The following is a 20,671-nucleotide window of genomic DNA, read 5'->3' as shown; positions in this document are numbered from 1 at the left end:
CCATGGCGCATGACGCAGCGAGCCGGGCGGCGGACGCCATCCTCGACGTGCTCTCCGGGCCGCTCGACGAGTGCCGCCACGCCCTGCACGAGGGGAATCCCGAGCGGGCCAACCTCGCCCTGAGCCTCGTGGCGGACCAGCTCCGGCGCATCCGCAGGGACCTGCGGGAGGAAGGCCACCCGGCCGAGGAAAGCCCCGGGGACCTGCCGGGCTAGAGGGGGCGGGCAGGCCCTAGAGCCGATCCCGTTCCGGTGGGATCACCGGGATGGGTGAATCGGCTTTTCAGACAACATGCTAGAGCGGTTGCCGTGAGCCACGGCGAACGGAAACCGCTCTAGACCCCCAGCTTCGCCTGCACGAGCGTCATCGCCTCCCCGAAGGCCGCCTCCGCGTCCAGCGCCGTCGTGTCCAGCAGGGCCGCGTCCTCGGCCGGGCGCATGGGGGCCACGTCGCGGGCGGCGTCGCGGGCGTCGCGCACGGCCATCTCGGCCGCCACCTCCTCCAGCGGGATCGCCTCGCCGCGCGCCTGCCGCTCCAGCCAGCGGCGGCGGGCGCGGGCCTCGGGCGAGGCGGTGACGAAGAGCTTCACCCGGGCATCGGGGCAGACCACCGTGCCGATGTCGCGCCCGTCCATCACTCCGCCGTGGCGGGCGGCGAAGCCGCGCTGGAAGTCGAGCAGCGCCGCGCGCACGGCGGGCTGGGCGGCCACCTGGCTCGCGCCCTGGTCCACATCGGGGCCGCGGAGGTCGGTGCGCTCCAGGTCGGCGGGGGTGAGGGCGCGGGCGGCGGCCTCGGCGGCGGCGGGGTCGGTCGGCAGGCCGCCCTCCAGCAGCACGCGGCGGGCGACGGCGCGGTAGAGCAGGCCGGTGTCGAGATAGGGCAGGCCCAGCTCGGCCGCGAGGCGCCGGGCCAGCGTGCCCTTGCCCGCGGCCGCCGGCCCGTCCACCGCGATGACGACGGGCTCGGTCAGCCCCTCGGGTGGGGTGGCTCCGGGGGCGCTCTCGCTCATGCCCTACTCCCTCAACCCTGACGGCGGCGCGGCGATGGCCGGCCCGCCGGCCAGCCCGTTCATCAGGCCGGTGAAGCCGGGGAAGGAGGTGTCGATGAAGCCGGTGTCGTCAACTGCCACCGGCCGCGTCGAGGCCAGCCCCATCACCAGGGCCGACATGGCGATGCGGTGGTCCATATGGGTCTCCACCGTCCCGCCGCCGGGGGCGGGGGCGCCGTCGCGCGCGATGATGAGGTCGTCGCCCTCCACCTCCGCCCGCACGCCGTTCGCGGCGAGCAGGGCGACGGTCGCGGCCAGCCGGTCGCTCTCCTTCACCCGCAACTCCGCCAGGCCCCGGAAGCGGCTGGTCCCGCGCGCGAAGGCGGCGGCCACCGCCAGCACGGGATACTCGTCGATCATGGAGGGCGCGCGTGAGGCCGGCACGTCCACCCCTCGCAGGGCGGAGAAGCTGGCCGTGAGGTCCCCCACGGGCTCCCCGCCCTCCACCCGCGCATTCGTGACGGAGAGGCCGCCCCCCATCTCGCGCAGCGTGTCGAACAGCCCGGTGCGGAGGGGGTTCAGCCCGACGCCCGCCACCGTCACCTCCGATCCCGGCACGAGGAGGGCGGCCACGAGCGGGAAGGCGGCCGAGGACGGGTCGGCGGGCACGGCCACGGGGGCGGCGCGCAGCTCCGGCTGCCCCTCCAGCTCGATCACCCGGCGGTTGCCCTCTGCCGCCACGCGCACGGTCGCGCCGAAATGGCGCAGCATGTTCTCCGTGTGGTCGCGGGTCGCCTCGCGCTCGGTCACCCGCGTGGTGCCGCGGGCGCAGAGCCCGGCCAGCAGCAGGGCCGACTTCACCTGGGCGGAGGGCACGGGAACCTCGTAGTCGAGCGGCATGGGCTCGGCCGCCCCCTCCACCGCCAGCGGCAGGCGCCCGCCCGCGCGGCCGGTGAAGCGCGCGCCGGTCGCCAGCAGCGGCTCCGTCACCCGCCGCATCGGGCGGCGCCGGAGGGAGGCGTCGCCCGTCAGCACGGCGAAGAGGGGGTGCCCGGCCAGGAGGCCGCAGATCAGCCGCGCGGCGGTGCCGGAATTGCCCATGTCCAGCACGTCGGCCGGCTCGACCAGCCCGCCCACGCCGCGGCCCGCGACGCGCCAGTGGCCCTCCCCCAGCCGCTCCACCTCGGCGCCGAGCGCCCGCATGGCGGCGGCGGTGCGGAGCACGTCCTCCCCCTCCAGCAGCCCCGTGATCTCGGTGGTGCCGACCGCGAGCGCCCCGAACATCAGCGCGCGGTGGGAGACGGACTTGTCGCCGGGAACGCCGATCCGCCCCTTCAGGCCCCGGCCCGGCGCGGCGGAGCGCATGGGGGCCGGCGCGGGCGCCGCGCCCGGATGGGGCGCCGTCGGCGCGGGGAGATGGGGCATCGGCAGCCCTTGCGTCAGGAAAGAGGTGCCGCGGCGTTTGACACGCCCCGCCCCCCATGGCAATCGGCGCCGCCCTTTCGCACACCCCCGGTCCGCGGCCCGCCCGGACCCCTTCGAGGCTTCCCTGATGGCCCTTGCCGAACTCGGCCTCAAGCGGACCTGCGTCGCCTGCGGTGCCCGCTTCTACGACCTGACCAAGAACCCTGCCGTCTGCCCGAAATGCGGCACCGAGCAGCCCGCCGAGCAGCCCCGCGCCCGCCGCGCGGCCGCCCCGCTGCCGGAGGAGAAGGTCCGCAAGCGCCCCGCCGCGGTGGAGGGCGCCGACACGGATGAGGTTGAGGTGGACGACGCCGACGCCGACGTGGCGGAGGACACGGACGACCTGGACGAGGACGAGGATCTCGGCGAGGAGATCGGCGTCGAGACCGGGGAAGACGAGGAGAGCTGAGGCCCTCTCCCGCGCCACGCGCGGCGCGGGTTGCCCCGGGGGAGGCGACGCCTCCCCCTGCCCCTCCACCGGGGAGCCTGGAGGCTCCCCGGACCCCACCATCTGTTCGGCGGTTACGCTGGCAGCGCGCCTGAGGTCCGTGATCTCAGGCGACTGTCACCGCAGCCCGTGCTGCCCAGAGTCTACCCTTCGATCATCGTATCCGCGGCAGCCCCGACGCGGGGTCCGGGGAGCCCGCTGGCTCCCCGGTGTAGGGGGGTCAGGGGGAGGCAACGCCTCACCCCTGGGGCCGCCGCCGCCCCCGCGCCCGGTGCCACAGGGCGAGCGCCGCGTCATAGGGCAGCGCGGGCATCTCCCGCAGCCGCCAGCGCCACTCGGCGAAGCCGGGCCCGGCATGGGCCGCGCGCCCGCGCCCGAGCCGCAGCCCCATGAGCCGCAGCAGCAGCCCGCAGCGCGGCAGGTGGTAGCCCGAGGAGACCGGGTGGACCCGCCCCTCCCATCCCCGCAGCAGCGCGGCCACGGCGCGGGCGGAGGAGAGGGTGTCGGTGCCCGTCGGCTCCTCCAGGATGCGGTCGGGATCGATCCCCCAGTCCCGCAGCAGCTTCGCCATCACGGCCGATTCCGCCGGCCCGTGCCTTCCCTCCCCGCCCGTGGGCACGAAGAGCGCGTTCCCGCCCAGCATCTCCCCCAGCTCCACCGCGGCCGTCACGCGCCGGCGCATCGTCTCGCTCGGGCGGCTGTCCGGGCGCACGGCGGCGCCGAAGATGACGATGGCCGGGCGGGACGGGGGGCGGGAGGCGCCGCTCATCGGGCGCGGGGAGCGGAGAGGAGGAGGCGGTTCACCGGCTCCATCGCCGCGCGCAGCGCCGCCATGTCCCGCGCCACGGCGGCGGGGGCGGCCCCGCCCTCCTCCACCGCCCGCGCGATCTCGGCGAGCGTCCGCACCCCGTCGATGCGGGTGAGGATGGCGGCGGCGAGCGGCGGCACGGGCACCGCGATCCTCAGCCCGTCATAGGTGATCGGCAGGCTGCCGCCCCGGATGCCCTTCGCCCAGGTCGCGCCGTCGCCCCCGCGCAGCACGGGCACGGCGTCCGGGTCCTCCCAGTCGGCGCGCGGGGCGGGCTCCTCCGCGCGGGAGAGATAGGCGATGTGGATGCCCATGTTCCCCGCCAGCGCCTCGGCCAGGGCGGCGCGCTCGACCATGCCCATGGCGGCCGTGCGCGCGCGCAGCCGGGGGTCGGGCAGCAGGGGGTCGGGGTCGTAGCGCACGGGCTCGACGAGAAGGGTGATCCGCATCCCGGCATCCCGCACCAGCGCGTCGAGCTGCGGCACGGTGAAGGAGACGTCGCGCGGGTTCAGCAGGAGGTCGTAGAGGCCGGGATCGCCGCCCCCCTGCGGCAGGGGAAGGTGGTCGGTGATCCAGGGGTTCTTCCGCAGCCAGGCGGTCTCGGGCAGGTGGCGCATCACGCGCTTGGCCAGGTCCACCCGCGCGGCCGGCGGCTCCTCCACCGGGGCGATCAGCCGCAGCGCGTCCTGCAGCATGTAGACGCCCGTCCGCCCGTGCGGGGCATAGACCATGATCCCCATGCCGCCCCCCGGCGCCAGCACGGAGGAGAGGCTCCGCAGCCCGGCCAGCGGGTCCGGCAGGTGGTGCAGCACGCCGCAGCAATCGACGTAGTCGAACTTCCCGATCTCCGGGAGGTCGAGGATCGAGCCCTCGACGAAGCGGATGTTCCCCAGTCCCCGCGCCGCCGCCCGCGCCTCGGCCACGCGGCGCGCGGCGCCGGAGCGGTCCAGCCAGACCACCTCGCCCGGCCGCCCGGCCCACGCCAACTGCTGGGCGAGCATGATCGCCCCGTCCCCCGTGCCGCCCCCGGCCACCAGCGCGCGCAGCGGCTCCGAGGCCGGGCGCCTCGCCCCGAAGACCCAGTGGTCCACCTCCAGCAGGTGCGAGGGGCTGCCCACCACCAGCCGCTTCGCCTCGTCCCGCGGGTCGCGGGCGGGATAGGGAAGCGCCTCGTACTGGGCGGCGAGCTGGGCGTCGGTCGCGTCGGACATGGGCGGGGGAATAGGGGGAGCGGGCGGTGAGCGGAAGCGGGCATCGCCGCCTTCCCCGCGCGCCGCGTGCCGCGCCCGGCGCGCGGCCCCCTCATAGGCTGGTGCGGGCAACGCCGCGGCGTGACAGACGCTCAGCCCTTCGCGGCCCGGCAGCGCCGGCCGGGGCGCAGCAGGGGAAGCCCATGACCCTTTTCAGCTACCACGTCTCGCACGAGCAGTTCTCCCCGCGCGACCTCCTCTCCCTCGTCCGGGAGGCCGAGGCCGCCGGCTTCGACGCCGCCTTCTCCTCCGACCACCTCCAGCCCTGGTCCCCCTCCCAGGGGCAGTCCGGCTTCGCCTGGGCCTGGCTCGGCGCCGCCATGGCGAGCGCGGCGCGGCTGCGCTTCGGCGCCATCAGCGTGCCCGGCGGCTGGCGCTACAGCCCGGCGGTGCTGGCGCAGGCCGTCGCCACGCTTGGGCAGATGTTCCCGGGCCGCCTGCCCTGGATCGCCCTCGGCAGCGGCCAGGCGATGAACGAGGCCGTGACGGGCGGGCCCTGGCCCGAGAAGGAGGAGCGCAACGCCCGGCTGCGCGAGGGGGCCGAGATCATGCGCGCCCTGCTGGCGGGGGAGACGGTCACGCATCATGGCCGGGTGAGCGTGGTGAACGCCCGCATCTGGTCGCGCCCGGAACAGCCCACCCGCCTCGTCGGCGCCGCGACGAGCGAGAGGACGGCGGAATGGCTCGGAAGCTGGGCGGACGGCTTGCTCACCGTCGGCACCGATCCCGGGACGCTCGCGCGCACGGTCGAGGCCTTCCGGCGCGGCGGCGGCGAGGGGAAGCCGATCTACCTCAAGGCCGACCTGTGCCTCGCGCGCACGGAGGAGGAGGCGCTGCGTCAGGCCCATGAGGGCTGGCGCTTCAACCTTCTCGGCGGCGACGTGAACTGGGAACTGCGCACCCCCGCGCAGTTCGAGGCCGCCGCCCGCTTCGTCAGGCCGGAGGACATGCGCGGGGCCGTGCTCGTCTCGGCCGACCCGGCGGAGGTGGCGGACCGGATTGCCGCCCTCGCCGCGCTCGGCTTCGAGAGCATCGACCTGCATCAGGTCGGCGGCGACCAGCGCGCCTTCATCGCGGCCTGCGGGGAGCGCGTCCTGCCGCAACTCCGGGGTTGAGGCGCCCGCCGGCGGGGCGGGCAGCGGCCCCGCCCCGAACCGACGGCACCGGTCCGGGGAGAAGCCGCCCGGCGATGGCCGGGCCAGCCCCCACTCCGCCCCGCGCTCCCCGCCTCAGCCCCCGTCCTTGCCCGGCGCGATCGGCAGGCAGATGCGGCATTCCAGGCCCTCGGGGCGAAAGTCGAGCTTCACCGTGCCGCCGAAGTCATGCGTCAGCCCCCGCTCCAGCAGCCGCGAGCCGAAGCCCCGGCTCGCGGGCGGCGCCACGGGCGGCCCGCCGCTCTCGCGCCAGCCGATCTCCACGAGCCGGGTGCCGCTCCTGCCCCGCCGCAGGCTCCACTCGACCTCCACCCGTCCCTCCGCCACGGAGAGGGCGCCGTACTTGGCGGCGTTGGTGGCCAGCTCGTGGAAGGCGAGGCCGAGGATCTCCACCGCATGCGCCGGCAGCCGCACGGGCGGGCCGCCCAGCCGCGCCCGGTCGCCATCGACATAGGGCGACAGCGCCCGCTCCACGACATCGGCCAGCGCCGCGCCTTCCCACCCGCCGCGCAGCAGCAGGTCGTGGGAGCGCGCGAGGCAGATCAGCCGGTCGGTGAAGGCCGCCTGGACGCCGGGCGGCACGCCGGCGCGGTGCAGCGTCTGGAGGGCGACCGCCTGGGCCGTGGCGAGGGTGTTCTTCACCCGGTGGCCCATCTCGGCCAGCAGCAACGCCCGGCGCTCCTCCTCGGCGCGGGCCTCGGTGTTGTCCCGCATGATGTTGAGGAAGCCCGCCGGCTGCCCCTCCTCGTCCAGCAGCGGCAGCATCGCCCCGCTGGCCCAGAAGCGGCTGCCGTCGCGCCGGAGGTGCCAGCGCTCGTTGGGCGCGCGGCCATTCTCCAGGGCGAGGCACAGCTCCTGCACGAACACGCCCCTGTCCCGGTCCTCGGCGGGGAAGAACACCTCGCCCGAGCGGCCCAGGATCTCGGCATCGCCGTAGCCGAGGATGGCGCGGGCGCCCTCGTTCCAGCCGGTGATCCTGCCCTCGAGGTTGAGGGGGATGATGGCGTGGTCCGTGGCGCTGTCCATCACGCGCCGGAGCCGCTCGGCCTCGGCCCGCAGCGCCCCGTTCTCCGCCTCCAGCTCCGCGATCCGCCGCTCCGCGCCGGTCGGACCGCAGCCCTCCGCCGCGCCGTCCGGCCGCGCCATGGGGGGTCCGGGGCGGTCCGGGAAGTCGGTGCTGTCGCCACCCTGTCCAGGGCGGCACCGGGCCTCGGATGACATGGCCGCTTCCTGACCTCTCGGTGAAAGCAGGCCTTCTGGCCGAGGCCGCCCGGCCATGCTGTCGGGTCCCGTACAGGCGGGTGGCGGCCGCGCGCCTCCCCGCATCACCGGCATGCACGATGTCGTGTTGTACGCGCGCTCGCGCGGCCCCAGATGATGCATATCGCCCGCCGCGGTTTTCGGCGCGGGCGGCTGAGAGATCCTTGTGCTCCCGCCGACATCATGTCCGGGAGCCTTCCTTGGCCTATCCGCAATCCGCCATCACGGCGCCGCGCAACCGCCTGCTCGCCGCCCTGCCGCCCGAGGACCTTGCCCACCTCCGGCCGCAGCTCGAGCCGTTCGACTTTCCGGTGCGCCAGATCCTCCAGGCGCCGGACGAGCCGATCACGGCCGTCTACTTCCCCGAGACCGGCTGGGTCTCGATGCTGGCCCTCCTCGCTGACGGACGATCGGCGGAGGTCGGGGTGGTCGGCAGCGAGGGCATGGTCGGCCTGCCGCTCCTGCTCGGCAGCGACACCAGCAGCGTGGAGGCCATGGTCCAGTGCCCCGGCACGGTGCTGAAGCTGGAGGCGGGCGCGTTCCGGCGTGCCCTGGACGAGATCCCGGCCCTCAGGACGCTCCTGCTCCGCTACACCCTGGCCTTCCAGCAGCAGGTGGCTCAGACGGCGGCCTGCAACGGCAATCACGCGCTGGACCAGCGCCTCGCGCGCTGGCTGCTGATCGCGCATGACCGGGCGGAGGGCGACGAGTTCCCGATGACCCAGGAATTCCTGGCCATGATGCTCTGCGTCCACCGCCCCGGAGTGACCCTCGCGGCGCGGCTGTTCCAGCAGGCCGGGCTCATCCGCTACGGCCAGGGCCAGATGAGGATCATGGACCGCGAGGGGCTCGAGGGGGCGGCCTGCGAGTGCTACGGCACCGTCCGCCACCAGTTCGAGAAGCTGCTCGGGGCCCCGCGGGGGTAGAAGGGCGCGCCCGGGCCGCGCCCGGGCGGGCTCACCCCGGGAACTTCACCCCGGGTGCTCACCCGGGGACTTCACCCCGGGGTGCTCACCCTGGCGGGGCGAGCTTGTCCTGCGTCCTCGTCTCGAAGTCGCCTGCCTCATGCCGCTCGTGGAGCTGGCTCGCGGGGTCGCCGGAGACGCGGTTGACCATGCGCCCGCGCTTCACCGCGGGCCGCGCGTATACCGCATCGGCCCAGCGCTGCACGTTCCTGTAATCCTGCACCGAGAGGAACTCGGCGGCGTCGTAGAGCCAGCCCTTGGCCAGCCCGCCGTACCAGGGCCAGATCGCCATGTCCGCGATCGTGTAGTCCGGCCCCGCCACGTACTCGCTCTCCCCCAGGCGCTTGTCGAGCACGTCGAGCAGGCGCTTCGTCTCCATGGCGAAGCGGTCGATCGCGTACTCGATCTTCGTCGGCGCGTAGGCGTAGAAATGGCCGAAGCCGCCGCCGAGATAGGGCGCGCTGCCCATCTGCCAGAACAGCCAGGACAGGCACTCGGCCCGCGCCGCGCCGCCGGCGGGCAGGAAGGCGCCGAACTTCTCCGCGAGATAGGTGAGGATCGCGCCGGATTCGAAGACGCGCACGGGCTCCGCCCCGCTGCGGTCCACCAGCGCGGGGATCTTCGAGTTCGGGTTCGCCGCGACGAAGCCGCTGCCGAACTGGTCCCCCTCGCCGATGCGGATGAGCCAGGCGTCGTACTCCGCCCCCGCATGGCCGAGGGCGAGCAGCTCCTCCAGCAGGATCGTCACCTTCTGCCCGTTGGGCGTGGCGAGGGAGTAGAGCTGGAGCGGGTGCCGCCCGACCGGCAGCTCCTTCTCATGCGTGGGGCCGGAGACCGGGCGGTTGATGCTGGCGAAGCGTCCGCCGCTCTCCTTGTTCGGGGTCCAGACCTTCGGCGGCGTGTAGGCGGGCGCGTCGGCCATTGCTGATCCTTCCGGGCTGCGGTCCGGTCCGCGGCGGGCGGCCCGGGATAAGGGGGCGGAGCCTAGAGGAGGCGGCCGGGGCTGGGGAGGGCGCCCCCCATCAGACCGGCGCGAGCCGCGCGGCCGCGCGTCACCCGCCGGCCATGGCGACCGGCGGCGCCCCATCGGGCGGAGGGGAAAGGGCGAGGCCGAGCCGCGCCGCCATGGCCTCGCGGCTGGGCGGGGCCAGCAGGTCGGCCAGGCTGCGGGCGTCGAGCACGGCCATGAAGGCGCCCAGCGCCTCGCCCAGCAGGGATTGCAGCCGGCAGGCATCGATCAGCGCGCAGCCCCCGCCCTCGCCCGGCGGCTGGAAGCAGGCGACGAGGGCCATGTCCTCTTCGGCGTAGCGCACGACATCGCCCACCCGGATCTCCTCGGGCGGCCGGGCGAGGCGGAGCCCGCCCCCCTTCCCGCGCGTCGTCTCCACGAAGCCGCCGCGGCCGAGATTGTGCACCACCTTCACCAGGTGGTTCTCCGAGATGCGGTGCGCCTCGGCGATCTCCCGGATGGAGACGCGGCGTTCCCGGCGCAGGCCGAGATAGATCAGGGCGCGCAGGGCGTAGTCGGTGTGGAGGGTGAGGCGCATGGAAAAGATGTAGATCGTTTACATCTTCGCGCCAGGGCTTCATAAGGTGTCTCGTTCGTACACCTACAGAGGCAAAGAATGCCCCGCCAGCTCAGCGACCACACGATCTCGGTGGTGAAGGCCACGGTCCCGGCCCTGGAGGCCCACGGCCTCGACATCACCCGCCGCATGTACGAGCGCATGTTCCGGAACGAGTCGATCCGGGACCTGTTCAACCAGTCCCATCACGGCGAGACCGGCTCCCAGCCCAAGGCCCTGGCCGGCGCCGTGCTCGCCTATGCCCGGAACATCGACAATCTCGGCGTGCTCTCCGCTGCGGTGGAGCGGATCGCGCAGAAGCATGTCGGGCTGAACATCCTGCCCGAGCACTACCCCTACGTGGCCGAGGCCCTGCTCGGCGCCATCGAGGACGTGCTGGGCGAGGCGGCGACGCCCGAGATCCTGGCGGCCTGGGGAGAGGCCTACTGGTTCCTCGCGGACGTGCTGATCGGGCGTGAACAGCAGATCTACGCCGAGCACGCCACCGCCCCCGGCGGCTGGAGCGGCTGGCGGGACTTCACCGTCACGGAGAAGAAGGCCGAGAGCGGGATCATCACCTCCTTCACCCTCGCCCCGGCCGATGGCGGCGCCGTGCTGCGGCACCGGCCCGGCCAGTACCTGACCTTCTGGCTGGAAATCCCGGGCCGCCCGCCGCTGAAGCGGAACTACAGCATCTCCTCCGCGCCGGATGACGCGCATTACCGGATCACCGTGAAGCGCGAGCCGCAGGGCATCGCCTCGAACTGGCTGCACGATGCCGTCGGGCCGGGCGCCCGGCTGAAGGTCGCCGCGCCGGCGGGCGAGTTCTTCCTGCCCGACCGCCCCGAGGGCCCGGTCGTGCTGCTCAGCGGCGGGGTGGGCCAGACGCCGCTGGTGAGCATGATGCACGCCATCGCCGCCCGCCCCGGCGCGACCGCGCAGTTCGTCCACGGCACCCTCTCCGGCGCCACCCACGCGCTGGGGGCGGAGGCGCGCGACCTGGCCGCGGCCTCGGGCGGCCGGATCACCACCACGACCTTCTACGAGGCCCCGGGCGCGGCGGACCGGCAGGGGCGCGACTACGACCTGGCCGGCCGGATCACCCCGGACTGGCTTCGCGCCAACACCCCGGTCGGGGAGGCGGAGTACTACCTCTGCGGCCCGCGCGAGTTCCTGCGGATCTTCGCGGGCGGCCTCGCGCGGCTCGGTGTGCCGGCCTCGCGCATCCACTACGAGTTCTTCGGGCCGGCGGACGAGCTGCTGGCGGCGTGATCCTGCCCTTCGCCGGCATCGACCTCCGGGCGGTGCCGGCGAAGGGCGGCTGCGCCGCGCGGCTCGCGGGCCTGCTCGTCGCTCTCCGCGGGACCGGGCGGATCGCCCGTCCGCCCATGGTGGCATGGCTGGCCGCCGTGGCGCGCGACAGCCGGGCGGGCCCTGCCCTATCGCTCCCCACCGCCTCGGGCATGCTCGCCCCGGGCGCCGCCCTCGATTCCCGCCTGTCGCCTCGAAGGAACCCAGCATGACCTGGACGGACCGCCGCATCCTGGACCTGTTCGGCATCGAGCTACCCATCGTCCAGGCCCCCATGTCCGGGCCCACGACGCCCGAGATGGCCGCGGCGGTGAGCGAGGCGGGCGGCCTCGGCTCGCTGGCCTGCGCCCAGTACACGCCGGAGGGGGCGCGCGAGGCCGTGCAGAGGGTCAGGGCCCGCACGTCGCGGCCGTTCAACATCAACTTCTTCTGCCACGCCTCGCCGGAGCCGGACCCGGCCCGCGCGGCGGCCTGGCACAAGGCGCTGGAGCGCTACTACCTCGAATTCGGCCTGGACCCCGACGCGCCGCCGCCCGCCAGCGGCCGCGCGCCCTTCGACGAGGCGTTCTGCGCCGTCGTGGAGGAGGTCCGCCCGGCGGTGTGCAGCTTCCACTTCGGGCTGCCGGAGCCCTCCCTGCTGGAGCGCGTGCGGCGCACCGGCGCCCGCGTCATCTCCTCCGCGACCACGGTGGCCGAGGCGCGCTGGCTGGAGGAGCGGGGCTGCGACGCCGTGATCGCCATGGGGCTGGAGGCGGGCGGCCATCGCGGCAACTTCCTGACGGAGAGCATGACGTCGCAGCTCGGCACCTTCGCCCTGGTGCCGCAGGTGGCCGACGCCGTGCGCGTGCCGGTGATCGCGGCGGGCGGCATCGGCGACGCGCGGGGCATCCGCGCCGCCCTGGCCCTCGGGGCCTCGGCCGTGCAGATCGGCACCGCCTACCTGTTCACGCCGGAGGCCAAGGTGCCGCCCGTCCACCGCGAGGCGCTGCGCCGGGCGGGGGAGCACGAGACGGCCCTGACCAACATCTTCACCGGCCGCCCGGCCCGCGGCATCCTGAACCGCGCCATGCGGGAGCTCGGCCCGATCTCGCCCCTCGCCCCGGCCTTCCCGGGCGCTGGTGGCTCGATGGCCCCGCTGCGGAGCCACACGGAGGCGCTCGGGCTGGGCGACTTCATGAGCCTCTGGGCGGGCCAGACGGCGGCGCTGGGGCGGGAGATGCCCGCGGGCGAACTGACCCGCAGGCTGGCGGCGGAGACACTGGGACTCTCACCGGCCGGACAGGCCTGAGGCGCCGCCCGTGCCGGCTCCCCTGGCCCTCGCGTCCGCCGCCCTCCTGTCCGGCCTCTTCGGAAGGGCGGGCGGCTAGAGCAGCCCCTCCTTCGTCGCGTTGACCGGCTTGTCCTCGCGCAGCGCGCGCTTCTGCCGGCGGAGCTGCTTCGCCACCCGCTCCAGCGCCATGGAGAAGGCGGTGTAGGCGTTGCGGGGGTCCTCCCCATGGCCGTCGAAGAACAGGTTGCGCCCGGCATGAACCCGGACATTGCAGCCGAAGCCCGCCCCCTTGCTGTTGGGGGAGAAGGTGATGGTGATGTCCTCCGCCCCGTTGAAGTACTTCGCGGAGAGCCTCGTCGCCTGCTCCGTCGCGTGGGAGCGCAGGGCCTCGCCCACATCCGTCTGGTGACCCGAGACGATGATGCGGCCCTCGCGTTCCGTGGCGTCGATGTCCGGAGCTGCCATAGCGTCCTCCTCCTCGTTGCAGGCGATAGAGGGGATCAACGCGGCGAGGCGCGGTGCGTTTTCGCCCGGCTTCCGGAATGATGCCCCTGCCTTCCGGCGAATGGGGGCCGGGCATGCGGCAAGAACGGTTGAAGCGGGGGCGGGGTGAGGACTATCTGCGGGCCATGATCCGCCATGCCCTCGTCCCCGCAGCGCTGTGCGCTGCCGTAGCGCTCAGCGCCGCCGCGGCGTCCCTCGCCGCCGCCCCGGCACTCGCGCAGCAGCGCGCCCAGCCCGCCCAGAACCAGGCCGCCCAGAACCAGCCGGCCCAGGCCCAGAACCAGGGCGCGGCGGCCTCGAACGGCCCGCAGCGCCTGGGCAGCTTCGGGGAATGGACGGCCGCGACGCATCAGGAGAGCGGCGGCAAGGTCTGCTACGCCTTCACCCGGATCGAGGGGCGCAACAACGCCCTGCTCACCGTCACCCACCGCCCGCAGGGGCGGGACCAGGTGGCGCTGAAGATCGGCCGCCCCTTCCCGCGCAACGCGGAGGTGAAGGTCGATGTCGGCAACCGCGAGCTCGACTTCTACACCGCCGGGGACAACGCCTTCGCCCGCGACGGCCGCGCCGCCGTTGCCGCCTTCCGCGGCGGCCGCGAGGCCGAGGCGAAGAGCCCGGCCGCCAACAACCGCAGCACGACCGAGACCTTCCCCCTCGCCGGCTTCACCGCCGCCTACGAGGCGATCTCCCGCGAGTGCCCCGCCGGCGCCGCGCCGCGCCGCTGAACGGAACCCCGTGAACGCCATCCTCCCCAGCGCGGCCCCCATTGCGGCCGAGACCCTCACCGAGGGCGAGCGCGCCCGCATCCTGGCCAAGTCCGCGATCTTCGCGCCCCCGGCGCAGGTGGACGAATCGGGCCGGCGCGACCTCGTCGGCCTCACGCGGGAGGAACTGACGGAGGCGGTCGTCGGGTTCGGGGAGAAGCCGTTCCGGGCGAAGCAGATCTGGCACTGGATCTACCACCAGGGCGCGCGCGACTTCGCGCAGATGTCGAGCATCGCCAGGCCGATGCAGGCGAAGCTGGCCGAGCGCTTCACCATCGGCCGCCCGGGCGTGACGACGGAGCAGACGAGCACGGACGGCACGCGGAAATGGCTCCTCCGCATGCGGGACGGCCAGCAGGTGGAGACCGTCTACATCCCCGATGACGACCGCGGCGCGGTCTGCATCTCCACCCAGGTCGGCTGCACCCTCTCCTGCCGCTTCTGCCACACCGGCACGCAGCGCCTGGTGCGCAACCTCTCGGCCGGCGAGATCGTCGGGCAGTTCATGGCGGCGCGGGACAGCTACGGCGAGTGGCCGAGCCCGCAGTCGGAGACGCGGCTGCTCTCGAACATCGTCGTCATGGGCATGGGCGAGCCCCTCTACAACTACGAGGCCGTGGCCGCAGCGCTGAAGATCGCCATGGACGGGGAGGGCATCGGCCTCTCCCGCCGCCGCATCACCCTCTCCACCTCCGGCGTCGTGCCGATGATGGACCGGGCAGGGGCGGAACTCGGCGTGAACCTCGCCGTCTCGCTGCACGCCGTGACGAACGAGCTGCGCGACGAGATCGTGCCGCTGAACCGCAAGTACCCGATCGCGGAGCTAATCGCGGCCTGCCGCCGCTATCCCGGCGCGAGCAACGCGCGCCGCATCACCTTCGAGTACGTCATGCTCGACGGGGTGAACGATTCGGACGCCGAGGCGCGGGAACTCGTCCGCCTGCTCGACGGCCTGCCGGCGAAGGTGAACCTCATCCCCTTCAACCCCTGGCCCGGCAGCCCCTACGCCACCTCCAAGCGGGCCCGGATCGAGCGCTTCGCGGCCATCCTGAACGAGTCCGGCCTCTCCTCCCCCGTCCGCCGCCCGCGTGGCAAGGACATCATGGCCGCCTGCGGCCAGCTCAAGACCGAGAGCGAGCGCGCCCGGAAGACGGCAGCCCCGGCTGCCTGAAGCGGCCCGGCCGCCCGCTTCCCGCGAGAAAGGGCAGGGCCATACAATGTAGCCTTGTGTTCGCTACCAGCGCTCACGCCACAGTGGACGGGAATGGCGGGGCGCACGAAGCCAGAGAGCGAGATCGCGTAGAAAAAATGGTATAGTTCTCATTTTGAGACGATCTCCCTTCCCCGTCAGGTTACTGCAACACGCCGCTGCCGTTTGTTCTTAATTGTCGGGAACAGCTTTCGTTGCATTTCCCGGCATTGGTCCACTGACAATCGCGTGGCCTACCTCCCCCTCGCTGAAGGCGGGGACCCCGGCCGCGCTGCACCGGCCAAGGAGCCGGGACGGCCGGCCCCCGTCAGGTCCTGGCACCGGAGATAGGGGCCGGCGGGAGCCGCGGCCGGGACGGGGCCCTTAATCCAGCATTTACGGCACGGGATCATTCTTTTGCGGACGCAACGCCGAGTCCCCAACCATGTCCCTCCTCGCCAACCTGAAGATCGCCCACAAGCTCCTCATCGCCCTCTCCCTCACCTTCCTCGCCTGCCTCGGCACGGCCTGGTACGGCGGGCGAAGCCTCCTCGCGACCGATGCGCTTTATCGTGGCCTGCTCGATCGGGAGGCGGACGCGACGATCTGGCTCTCCCGCGCCAACACCGCCTACACGGACGCCCCGCGGCTCCTCGCCCTTATGGTGCTGGAGGACGACCCCGCCCGCATCGCCAAGGTCACCCAGGATCTCATGGGCGTGCGGCGCACGATGGACGAGCGCCTGGCGAAGGCCGAGAAGGCCATGCCGGAACTGACCGCGGAGCTGGTCCCCTTCCGCGCGGCCCTCGCCCGCGGCCGGGAGATCAGCGGGGAGGTGATCAAGGCCGCGACGGAGAACCGCGACGCGGAGGCGGCCAGCCTCGTCACCGAGCGCTACAACCCCGCCCAGGCCGAGGCCCGCGACTTCCTCATCGCGCAGCTTAACCGGCTGCAGGAGCGCATGGACTCGGTTGCGGAGGCGACCGGGGAGGCGAGCCAGGCGACCTATCGCAACCTGCTGATCGCCGCCGGCCTCGGCGCGCTGGTCTCGGCGGGCCTCGCCCTGCTCCTCATGCAGTCCGGCGTGTCGCGGCCGATCATCGCCCTCTCGGCGCGGATGCGCGAGCTCGAGGCGGGCGACAAGACCTCCCCCATCCCCGGCACCGGCCGGCATGACGAGGTGGGCGCGATGGCCGCCGCGGTCGAGATGTTCCGCGAGGGCCTGATCGCCGCCGACCGCCTCGCCGCCGAGAGCGCGGAGGCGCGGGCCGCGCGCGAGAAGCGGGCCGCCCAGGTGGACACGCTGGTGCGCGGCTTCGAGGAGCGGGTGAGCGGCATGGTCGGCATCCTCTCCTCCGCCTCGACCGAGCTGGAGGCGACCGCCCGCAGCATGTCGGGCATCGCCGAGCAGGGCAGCACCCGCGCCGGCGAGGTGCTGGCCGCCGCCGAGCAGGCGGGGGACGGCGTGCAGACCGTGGCCTCGGCGGCCGAGGAGCTGAGCGCCTCGATCACCGAGATCAGCCGCCAGGTGACCCAGGCCTCGGGCGTGGCCCAGCGCGCCGTGAGCAACGCGCGCCAGACCGACGCCACCGTGCGCGTGCTGGCCGAGGGCGCGAGCCGGATCGGCGAGGTCGTGCAGCTCATCACCAGCATCGCCGGCCAGACGAACCTGCTGGCGCTCAACGCCACGATCGAGGCCGCGCGGGCGGGCGATGCGGGCAAGGGCTTCGCGGTCGTCGCCTCGGAGGTGAAGAGCCTCGCCCAGCAGACCGCCAAGGCGACGGAGGAGATCGGCGCCCAGATCGCCGGCATCCAGGCCGCGACCCAGGAGGCGGTGAGCGCGATCGGGGGCATCGCGCTGACGATCGACGAGGTGAGCGCCATCACCGTCACCATCGCCGCGGCGGTGGAGGAGCAGAGCGCGGCCACCGCCGAGATCGCCCGCACCGTGCAGAACACCGCCCAGGCCACGGGCGCGGTGACGCAGAACATCGGCGCGGTGAGCGAGGGCGCGAACGAGACGGGCGCCGCCGCCGCCCAGGTCCTCTCCGCCGCCTCCGAGCTGTCCCGCCAGGCGGAGGGGCTCACGGGCGAGGTGAAGGGCTTCGTCGCGGAGGTCCGCGCCGCCTGATCCCGCGGCGGCCGCCCTCCCGCGCGGGGGCGGCCGCCGAGGATGATCTTGACAACAAGGAAAGTATTCCTCTAGGTTGCACCCCCTACCGCGGAGGTGCAGCCACCATGTCCCGCCTCACCCCGCCCCGGCCCTGGTCGCCGCTCACCGACCTCCAGTGGCACGCCCTCGCCCCCTACGTCCTGCCCCGCGCGCCCCAGGGCCGGCGCATCGCCGATCTCCGCCACCGCATGGACGCGATCTTCCACCTCGCCTCCACCCCGGGCGATCCCTGGCGCCTCCTCCCCGAAGCCTACGGCCGGCCCGGGACGGTGGCCCGCTTCTTCCGGCGCCTGACGCATGCCGGCCTCTGGCACCGCCTCCTCGAAGCCCTTGCCGAGTGCGGCCCGAACCATCCCCTGCGCGGGATCGAGTACGCCATCTGTCGCGCCACGCGCCGGGCCGCGCGCCTCGGCGGGATGCCTCTCCTGCTCCTCATCCGGAAGCTCGGGCTGCGCACGGCGCTGAACGGGCCGCCCTGGCTGCTCCCCGACCCGCTTTTGTCCGAAACCCTCCGCCGGGCCCCCATGCCCCCCGCGCCGCGCACGAGGGCGGAGCTGGAGGCCGCCCGGCAGAGGCTCGGGAGCCTCTCCTGGCTCGCCCGGGCCGCGCTGGGCCGGCGCCGCATCCCGCGCCTCGTCCGCCTCGCATGGCCGTGACCACCTTGCCCCCGCCGCCCCGCTGCGGCACACCCGGCCCACAGCGGAACGCGCCAGCGCCCCCGCAAGGGCTCGCCCAGCCACGCCCTCGCGCCACGCGCCCCGGTCCGCGAAGAAATTCCGGAAGGTCCCTCCCGCGATGCGTGTGAAAGACGTGAAGAAGGTTGTCCTCGCCTATTCCGGCGGCCTCGACACCTCCGTCATCCTCAAATGGCTCCAGACGGCCTATGGCGCGGAGGTCGTCACCTTCACCGCCGATCTCGGCCAGGGCGAGGAGCTCGGCCCGGCCCGGGACAAGGCCCGCCTCCTCGGCATCAAGGAGGAGAACATCTTCATGGACGACCTGCGTGAGGAGTTCACGCGGGACTTCGTCTTCCCGATGTTCCGGATGAACGCGCTCTACGAGGGCTGCTACCTGCTCGGCACCTCCATCGCGCGGCCGCTGATCGCCAAGCGCCAGATCGAGATCGCGGAACAGGTGGGGGCGGACGCCGTCTCCCACGGCGCCACGGGCAAGGGCAACGACCAGGTCCGGTTCGAGATCGCCTACTACGCCCTCAAGCCCGAGGTGAAGGTCATCGCCCCCTGGCGCGAATGGGACCTGACGTCCCGCACGCGGCTCATCGCCTTCGCCGAGGAGCACCAGATCCCCATCGCGAAGGACAAGCGCGGCGAGAGCCCCTTCAGCGTGGACGCGAACCTCCTGCACAGCAGCAGCGAGGGCAAGGTCCTGGAGGAGCCCTGGGACGAGCCGCCCGAGATCGTCTGGCAGCGCACCGTCTCCCCGGTGGACGCTCCGGACAAGGTGACGGAGATCGTCATCGAGTTCGAGCGCGGCGACGCGGTGGGCATCAACGGCGAGCGCCTGTCGCCCGCGGCCCTGCTCACCCGCCTGAACGCGCTGGGCAAGGAGAACGGCATCGGCCGGCTGGACCTCGTCGAGAACCGCTTCGTCGGCATGAAGTCCCGCGGCGCCTATGAGACGCCGGGCGGCACCATCCTCTATGTCGCCCACCGCGCGATCGAGTCCATCACGCTCGACCGCGAGGCCGCGCATCTGAAGGACAGCCTGATGCCGCGCTATGCCGAGCTGATCTACAACGGCTTCTGGTTCAGCCCGGAGCGCCGGATGCTGCAGGCCATGGCCGATGCCAGCCAGGCGAGCGTGACGGGCGAGGTGCGGCTGAAGCTCTACAAGGGCAACACCATCGTCACCGGCCGCCGCAGCCCCAACTCCCTCTACTCGATGAAGCACGTGACCTTCGAGGAGGACCAGGGCGCCTACGACCAGTTCGACGCCCAAGGGTTCATCAAGCTCAACGCGCTCCGGCTGCGCCTCGGCGCCATGGCCGGGCGCAAGGGCGGGGCGCTCTGATCCCCGCGCGCCTCTCCGGCGGGCGCGCCCCGCGCGCGGCCGCCGCGCGCGGGGGGGCGCTTGCTTCCCTGCCCGGCCGGGTGGGCGGGTTCGGAGGCGCGGCGTGATCCCCCGCCCGGGCCGGGCCGGCATCATCGCCGCGCTCGATACAGGGGCGGTGGAGAGGGCGGAGGCCTGGGCCGCGGCCCTCGCCCCGCATGTCGGCTGCCTGAAGCTCGGGCTGGAGTTCTTCGTGGCGCACGGCCCCGCCGCCGTCGCCCGCATCGCCCGGCACGCGCCGCTCTTCCTCGACCTGAAGTTCCACGACATCCCGAACACGGTGGCCGGGGCCGTGCGCTCCGCCTGCGCCCTGCGCCCGGCCATGCTGACGGTCCACGCCTCCGGCGGCGCGCCGATGATCGAGGCGGCGCGGCGGGCGGCCGAGGCGGAGGGCGGTGCGGGGCGGCCGGCCATCCTCGCCGTCACCGTTCTCACCAGCACGGACGCCGCCACCCTGGCCGCGACGGGGGTGCCGGCCGATCCCGCCGCGCAGGTCCTCCACCTCGCGCGCCTCGCCCTCGATGCCGGGGCGGACGGGCTGGTCTGCGCCCCGCCGGAGGTCGCGCCGCTGCGCGCGGCGCACGGGCCGGGGCCGCTGCTCGTCGTGCCCGGGGTGCGCCCGGCCGGCAGCGCGCGGGACGACCAGTCGCGCGTCGCGACGCCCGCCGAGGCCGCGGCGGCCGGGGCGAGCTGGCTCGTCATCGGGCGGCCGATCACCACCGCCCCCGATCCGGCGGCAGCGGCGGCGGCCATCGCGGCGGAGATCGCGGCGTGACCGCGGTGAAGTTCTGCGGGCTGAACGACACGGCGGGGCTGGAGGCCGCGGTGGCGGCGGGGGCGGCGATGATCGGCCTCGTCTTCTTCCCGCCCTCCCCGCGCCATGTCACCCCGGCGCAGGCGGCGGCTCTTCTCTCCCGCGTGCCTGGGGAGGGAGGGCCACGCCGCGTCGGCCTCTTCGTCGACGCGACGGACGACGAGATCGCGGGCGTGCTCGCCAGGGCTCCGCTCGACATCCTCCAGCTCCACGGGGAGGAGAGCCCCGCGCGCAGCGCCGCGATCCGCGCGCGCTTCGGCCTGCCCGTGATGAAGGCGCTCGGCATCGCCTCGGCGGAGGACCTGGCGCTGCTGCCGGCCTATGCCGGGGCGGTGGACCGCTTTCTGCTGGACGCCAAGCCGCCGCCGGGGGCCAGCCTTCCCGGCGGCAATGCCCTGTCCTTCGACTGGTCGCTCCTCGCCGGCCGCGCCGTGCCGCGCCCCTGGCTGCTGGCGGGCGGGCTGACGCCGGGGAACGTGGCCGCCGCCATCCGCGCGACGCGGCCAGAGGGGGTGGACGTGTCCTCCGGGGTGGAGGCGGCACGGGGCCGCAAGGACCCCGCCCTGATCGCCGCCTTCGCCGAGGCGGTCCGGGCGGCCGAGGAAGATGCGGCCGGCTAGCCCGGCGTTATCTATAACGATCGCGAAGCACCGGCCGGCACTCCTCCGAAAGGA

At 73.9% G+C, this 20,671-nt stretch carries 22 protein-coding genes; 14 read left to right on the top strand and 8 right to left on the bottom strand.

Translation table 11 applies throughout. The features are described from left to right. Positions 1–2 precede the first annotated feature (2 nt). A complete protein-coding gene (locus FHS87_RS11705; RefSeq protein ID WP_184518203.1) occupies positions 3–215 on the top strand; it encodes a hypothetical protein in 213 nt (70 codons plus the stop codon). A 119-nt stretch (positions 216–334) separates the two neighbouring features. Here FHS87_RS11705 and FHS87_RS11700 read toward each other — a convergent pair whose 3' ends face one another. Both FHS87_RS11700 and aroA read right to left on the bottom strand, forming a co-directional pair. Continuing rightward, positions 335–1,009, bottom strand: a complete 675-nt coding sequence (locus FHS87_RS11700) for a (d)CMP kinase (protein WP_184518200.1) — start codon at positions 1,007–1,009, stop codon at positions 335–337. A 3-nt stretch (positions 1,010–1,012) separates the two neighbouring features. Continuing rightward, entirely contained in the window at positions 1,013–2,353 is a 1,341-nt protein-coding gene (aroA, locus tag FHS87_RS11695) for a 3-phosphoshikimate 1-carboxyvinyltransferase (protein ID WP_184518295.1), read from the bottom strand. Between the two features lie 187 nt (positions 2,354–2,540). Between aroA and FHS87_RS11690 the strand changes: the two genes are divergently transcribed. Further along, positions 2,541–2,861, top strand: a complete 321-nt coding sequence (locus FHS87_RS11690; protein ID WP_184518198.1) for a TIGR02300 family protein — start codon at positions 2,541–2,543, stop codon at positions 2,859–2,861. A gap of 277 nt (positions 2,862–3,138) precedes the next feature. Here the strand turns inward: FHS87_RS11690 and FHS87_RS11685 are convergent, their stop codons facing one another. Both FHS87_RS11685 and FHS87_RS11680 read right to left on the bottom strand, forming a co-directional pair. Continuing rightward, on the bottom strand, positions 3,139–3,669 hold the full coding sequence (locus FHS87_RS11685; protein ID WP_184518196.1) for a YdcF family protein: 531 nt from the start codon (positions 3,667–3,669) through the stop codon (positions 3,139–3,141). After that, positions 3,666–4,919 (bottom strand): class I SAM-dependent methyltransferase, encoded by a 1,254-nt coding sequence (locus FHS87_RS11680; protein WP_184518192.1) that lies wholly within the window; start codon positions 4,917–4,919, stop codon positions 3,666–3,668. Before FHS87_RS11680 ends, FHS87_RS11685 begins: the two co-directional genes overlap by 4 nt. A 182-nt stretch (positions 4,920–5,101) precedes the next feature. Between FHS87_RS11680 and FHS87_RS11675 the strand changes: the two genes are divergently transcribed. Next, a complete protein-coding gene (locus tag FHS87_RS11675; protein WP_184518189.1) occupies positions 5,102–6,073 on the top strand; it encodes a TIGR03885 family FMN-dependent LLM class oxidoreductase in 972 nt (323 codons plus the stop codon). A gap of 114 nt (positions 6,074–6,187) precedes the next feature. Here the strand turns inward: FHS87_RS11675 and FHS87_RS11670 are convergent, their stop codons facing one another. Beyond that, the gene (locus tag FHS87_RS11670) at positions 6,188–7,333 is read right to left on the bottom strand and encodes an HWE histidine kinase domain-containing protein (RefSeq protein WP_246418331.1); all 1,146 of its coding nucleotides are present in this window, start codon (positions 7,331–7,333) and stop codon (positions 6,188–6,190) included. A gap of 239 nt (positions 7,334–7,572) precedes the next feature. On the opposite strand from FHS87_RS11670, the gene FHS87_RS11665 reads away from it, so the two are divergent. Beyond that, positions 7,573–8,298: a Crp/Fnr family transcriptional regulator gene (locus tag FHS87_RS11665; RefSeq protein WP_246418330.1), complete on the top strand. Its 726-nt coding sequence runs from the start codon at positions 7,573–7,575 to the stop codon at positions 8,296–8,298. 85 nt (positions 8,299–8,383) lie between these two features. Here FHS87_RS11665 and yghU read toward each other — a convergent pair whose 3' ends face one another. After that, entirely contained in the window at positions 8,384–9,259 is an 876-nt protein-coding gene (gene yghU / locus FHS87_RS11660; protein ID WP_184518183.1) for a glutathione-dependent disulfide-bond oxidoreductase, read from the bottom strand. 130 nt (positions 9,260–9,389) lie between these two features. Then, entirely contained in the window at positions 9,390–9,884 is a 495-nt protein-coding gene (locus FHS87_RS11655) for an RrF2 family transcriptional regulator (RefSeq protein WP_184518180.1), read from the bottom strand. Between the two features lie 78 nt (positions 9,885–9,962). Here FHS87_RS11655 and hmpA point away from each other — a divergent pair, with 78 nt between their 5' ends. The 3 genes from hmpA to FHS87_RS11640 are packed head-to-tail and all read left to right on the top strand — an operon-like array spanning position 9,963 to position 12,501. Then, on the top strand, positions 9,963–11,174 hold the full coding sequence (gene hmpA / locus FHS87_RS11650; RefSeq protein WP_184518177.1) for an NO-inducible flavohemoprotein: 1,212 nt from the start codon (positions 9,963–9,965) through the stop codon (positions 11,172–11,174). Next, the gene (locus FHS87_RS11645; protein ID WP_184518174.1) at positions 11,171–11,425 is read left to right on the top strand and encodes a hypothetical protein; all 255 of its coding nucleotides are present in this window, start codon (positions 11,171–11,173) and stop codon (positions 11,423–11,425) included. The genes hmpA and FHS87_RS11645 overlap by 4 nt, the downstream gene beginning before the upstream one ends. Beyond that, positions 11,422–12,501 carry an NAD(P)H-dependent flavin oxidoreductase gene (locus FHS87_RS11640; RefSeq protein ID WP_184518171.1) on the top strand — a complete coding sequence of 360 codons (1,080 nt, stop codon included), beginning with the start codon at positions 11,422–11,424 and terminating at the stop codon, positions 12,499–12,501. The genes FHS87_RS11645 and FHS87_RS11640 overlap by 4 nt, the downstream gene beginning before the upstream one ends. A gap of 75 nt (positions 12,502–12,576) precedes the next feature. Here FHS87_RS11640 and FHS87_RS11635 read toward each other — a convergent pair whose 3' ends face one another. Beyond that, positions 12,577–12,948 (bottom strand): HPF/RaiA family ribosome-associated protein, encoded by a 372-nt coding sequence (locus tag FHS87_RS11635; RefSeq protein WP_184518168.1) that lies wholly within the window; start codon positions 12,946–12,948, stop codon positions 12,577–12,579. Between the two features lie 164 nt (positions 12,949–13,112). Here FHS87_RS11635 and FHS87_RS11630 point away from each other — a divergent pair, with 164 nt between their 5' ends. From FHS87_RS11630 to FHS87_RS11600, 7 genes are all read left to right on the top strand, one after another. Beyond that, positions 13,113–13,712, top strand: a complete 600-nt coding sequence (locus FHS87_RS11630; RefSeq protein ID WP_184518165.1) for an invasion associated locus B family protein — start codon at positions 13,113–13,115, stop codon at positions 13,710–13,712. Positions 13,713–13,722: 10 nt separating this feature from the next. Next, positions 13,723–14,922, top strand: coding sequence for a 23S rRNA (adenine(2503)-C(2))-methyltransferase RlmN (rlmN, locus tag FHS87_RS11625; RefSeq protein WP_184518162.1), 1,200 nt, complete (start codon positions 13,723–13,725; stop codon positions 14,920–14,922). Positions 14,923–15,385: 463 nt separating this feature from the next. Beyond that, entirely contained in the window at positions 15,386–17,071 is a 1,686-nt protein-coding gene (locus tag FHS87_RS11620) for a methyl-accepting chemotaxis protein (protein ID WP_246418329.1), read from the top strand. 107 nt (positions 17,072–17,178) lie between these two features. After that, the gene (locus FHS87_RS11615) at positions 17,179–17,769 is read left to right on the top strand and encodes a transposase (protein ID WP_184518159.1); all 591 of its coding nucleotides are present in this window, start codon (positions 17,179–17,181) and stop codon (positions 17,767–17,769) included. A gap of 139 nt (positions 17,770–17,908) precedes the next feature. Continuing rightward, on the top strand, positions 17,909–19,144 hold the full coding sequence (locus tag FHS87_RS11610) for an argininosuccinate synthase (RefSeq protein ID WP_184518156.1): 1,236 nt from the start codon (positions 17,909–17,911) through the stop codon (positions 19,142–19,144). 103 nt (positions 19,145–19,247) lie between these two features. Beyond that, entirely contained in the window at positions 19,248–19,958 is a 711-nt protein-coding gene (gene pyrF / locus FHS87_RS11605; RefSeq protein WP_184518153.1) for an orotidine-5'-phosphate decarboxylase, read from the top strand. After that, positions 19,955–20,617: a phosphoribosylanthranilate isomerase gene (locus tag FHS87_RS11600; protein ID WP_184518150.1), complete on the top strand. Its 663-nt coding sequence runs from the start codon at positions 19,955–19,957 to the stop codon at positions 20,615–20,617. The genes pyrF and FHS87_RS11600 overlap by 4 nt, the downstream gene beginning before the upstream one ends. The last annotated feature ends 54 nt before the right edge of the window (positions 20,618–20,671 follow it).

This window comes from Muricoccus pecuniae, assembly GCF_014199205.1.
In the GTDB taxonomy this organism is placed as follows: Bacteria; Pseudomonadota; Alphaproteobacteria; order Acetobacterales; family Acetobacteraceae; genus Roseomonas; species Roseomonas pecuniae.
This window is presented reverse-complemented; position numbering and strand designations above follow the sequence as displayed.

What these genes read in the sequence shown, in the direction of transcription:
- aroA (WP_184518295.1), bottom strand. Translation starts at nt 2,353, where the DNA reads ATGCGCTCCGCCGCGCCGGGCCGGGGCCTGAAGGGGCGGATCGGCGTT.
- FHS87_RS11705 (WP_184518203.1), top strand. Translation starts at nt 3, where the DNA reads ATGGCGCATGACGCAGCGAGCCGGGCGGCGGACGCCATCCTCGACGTG.
- FHS87_RS11655 (WP_184518180.1), bottom strand. Translation starts at nt 9,884, where the DNA reads ATGCGCCTCACCCTCCACACCGACTACGCCCTGCGCGCCCTGATCTAT.
- FHS87_RS11670 (WP_246418331.1), bottom strand. Translation starts at nt 7,333, where the DNA reads ATGTCATCCGAGGCCCGGTGCCGCCCTGGACAGGGTGGCGACAGCACC.
- FHS87_RS11630 (WP_184518165.1), top strand. Translation starts at nt 13,113, where the DNA reads ATGATCCGCCATGCCCTCGTCCCCGCAGCGCTGTGCGCTGCCGTAGCG.
- FHS87_RS11610 (WP_184518156.1), top strand. Translation starts at nt 17,909, where the DNA reads ATGCGTGTGAAAGACGTGAAGAAGGTTGTCCTCGCCTATTCCGGCGGC.
- FHS87_RS11620 (WP_246418329.1), top strand. Translation starts at nt 15,386, where the DNA reads ATGTCCCTCCTCGCCAACCTGAAGATCGCCCACAAGCTCCTCATCGCC.
- FHS87_RS11690 (WP_184518198.1), top strand. Translation starts at nt 2,541, where the DNA reads ATGGCCCTTGCCGAACTCGGCCTCAAGCGGACCTGCGTCGCCTGCGGT.
- FHS87_RS11615 (WP_184518159.1), top strand. Translation starts at nt 17,179, where the DNA reads ATGTCCCGCCTCACCCCGCCCCGGCCCTGGTCGCCGCTCACCGACCTC.
- FHS87_RS11685 (WP_184518196.1), bottom strand. Translation starts at nt 3,669, where the DNA reads ATGAGCGGCGCCTCCCGCCCCCCGTCCCGCCCGGCCATCGTCATCTTC.
- FHS87_RS11675 (WP_184518189.1), top strand. Translation starts at nt 5,102, where the DNA reads ATGACCCTTTTCAGCTACCACGTCTCGCACGAGCAGTTCTCCCCGCGC.
- FHS87_RS11640 (WP_184518171.1), top strand. Translation starts at nt 11,422, where the DNA reads ATGACCTGGACGGACCGCCGCATCCTGGACCTGTTCGGCATCGAGCTA.
- FHS87_RS11635 (WP_184518168.1), bottom strand. Translation starts at nt 12,948, where the DNA reads ATGGCAGCTCCGGACATCGACGCCACGGAACGCGAGGGCCGCATCATC.
- FHS87_RS11680 (WP_184518192.1), bottom strand. Translation starts at nt 4,919, where the DNA reads ATGTCCGACGCGACCGACGCCCAGCTCGCCGCCCAGTACGAGGCGCTT.
- FHS87_RS11700 (WP_184518200.1), bottom strand. Translation starts at nt 1,009, where the DNA reads ATGAGCGAGAGCGCCCCCGGAGCCACCCCACCCGAGGGGCTGACCGAG.
- hmpA (WP_184518177.1), top strand. Translation starts at nt 9,963, where the DNA reads ATGCCCCGCCAGCTCAGCGACCACACGATCTCGGTGGTGAAGGCCACG.
- yghU (WP_184518183.1), bottom strand. Translation starts at nt 9,259, where the DNA reads ATGGCCGACGCGCCCGCCTACACGCCGCCGAAGGTCTGGACCCCGAAC.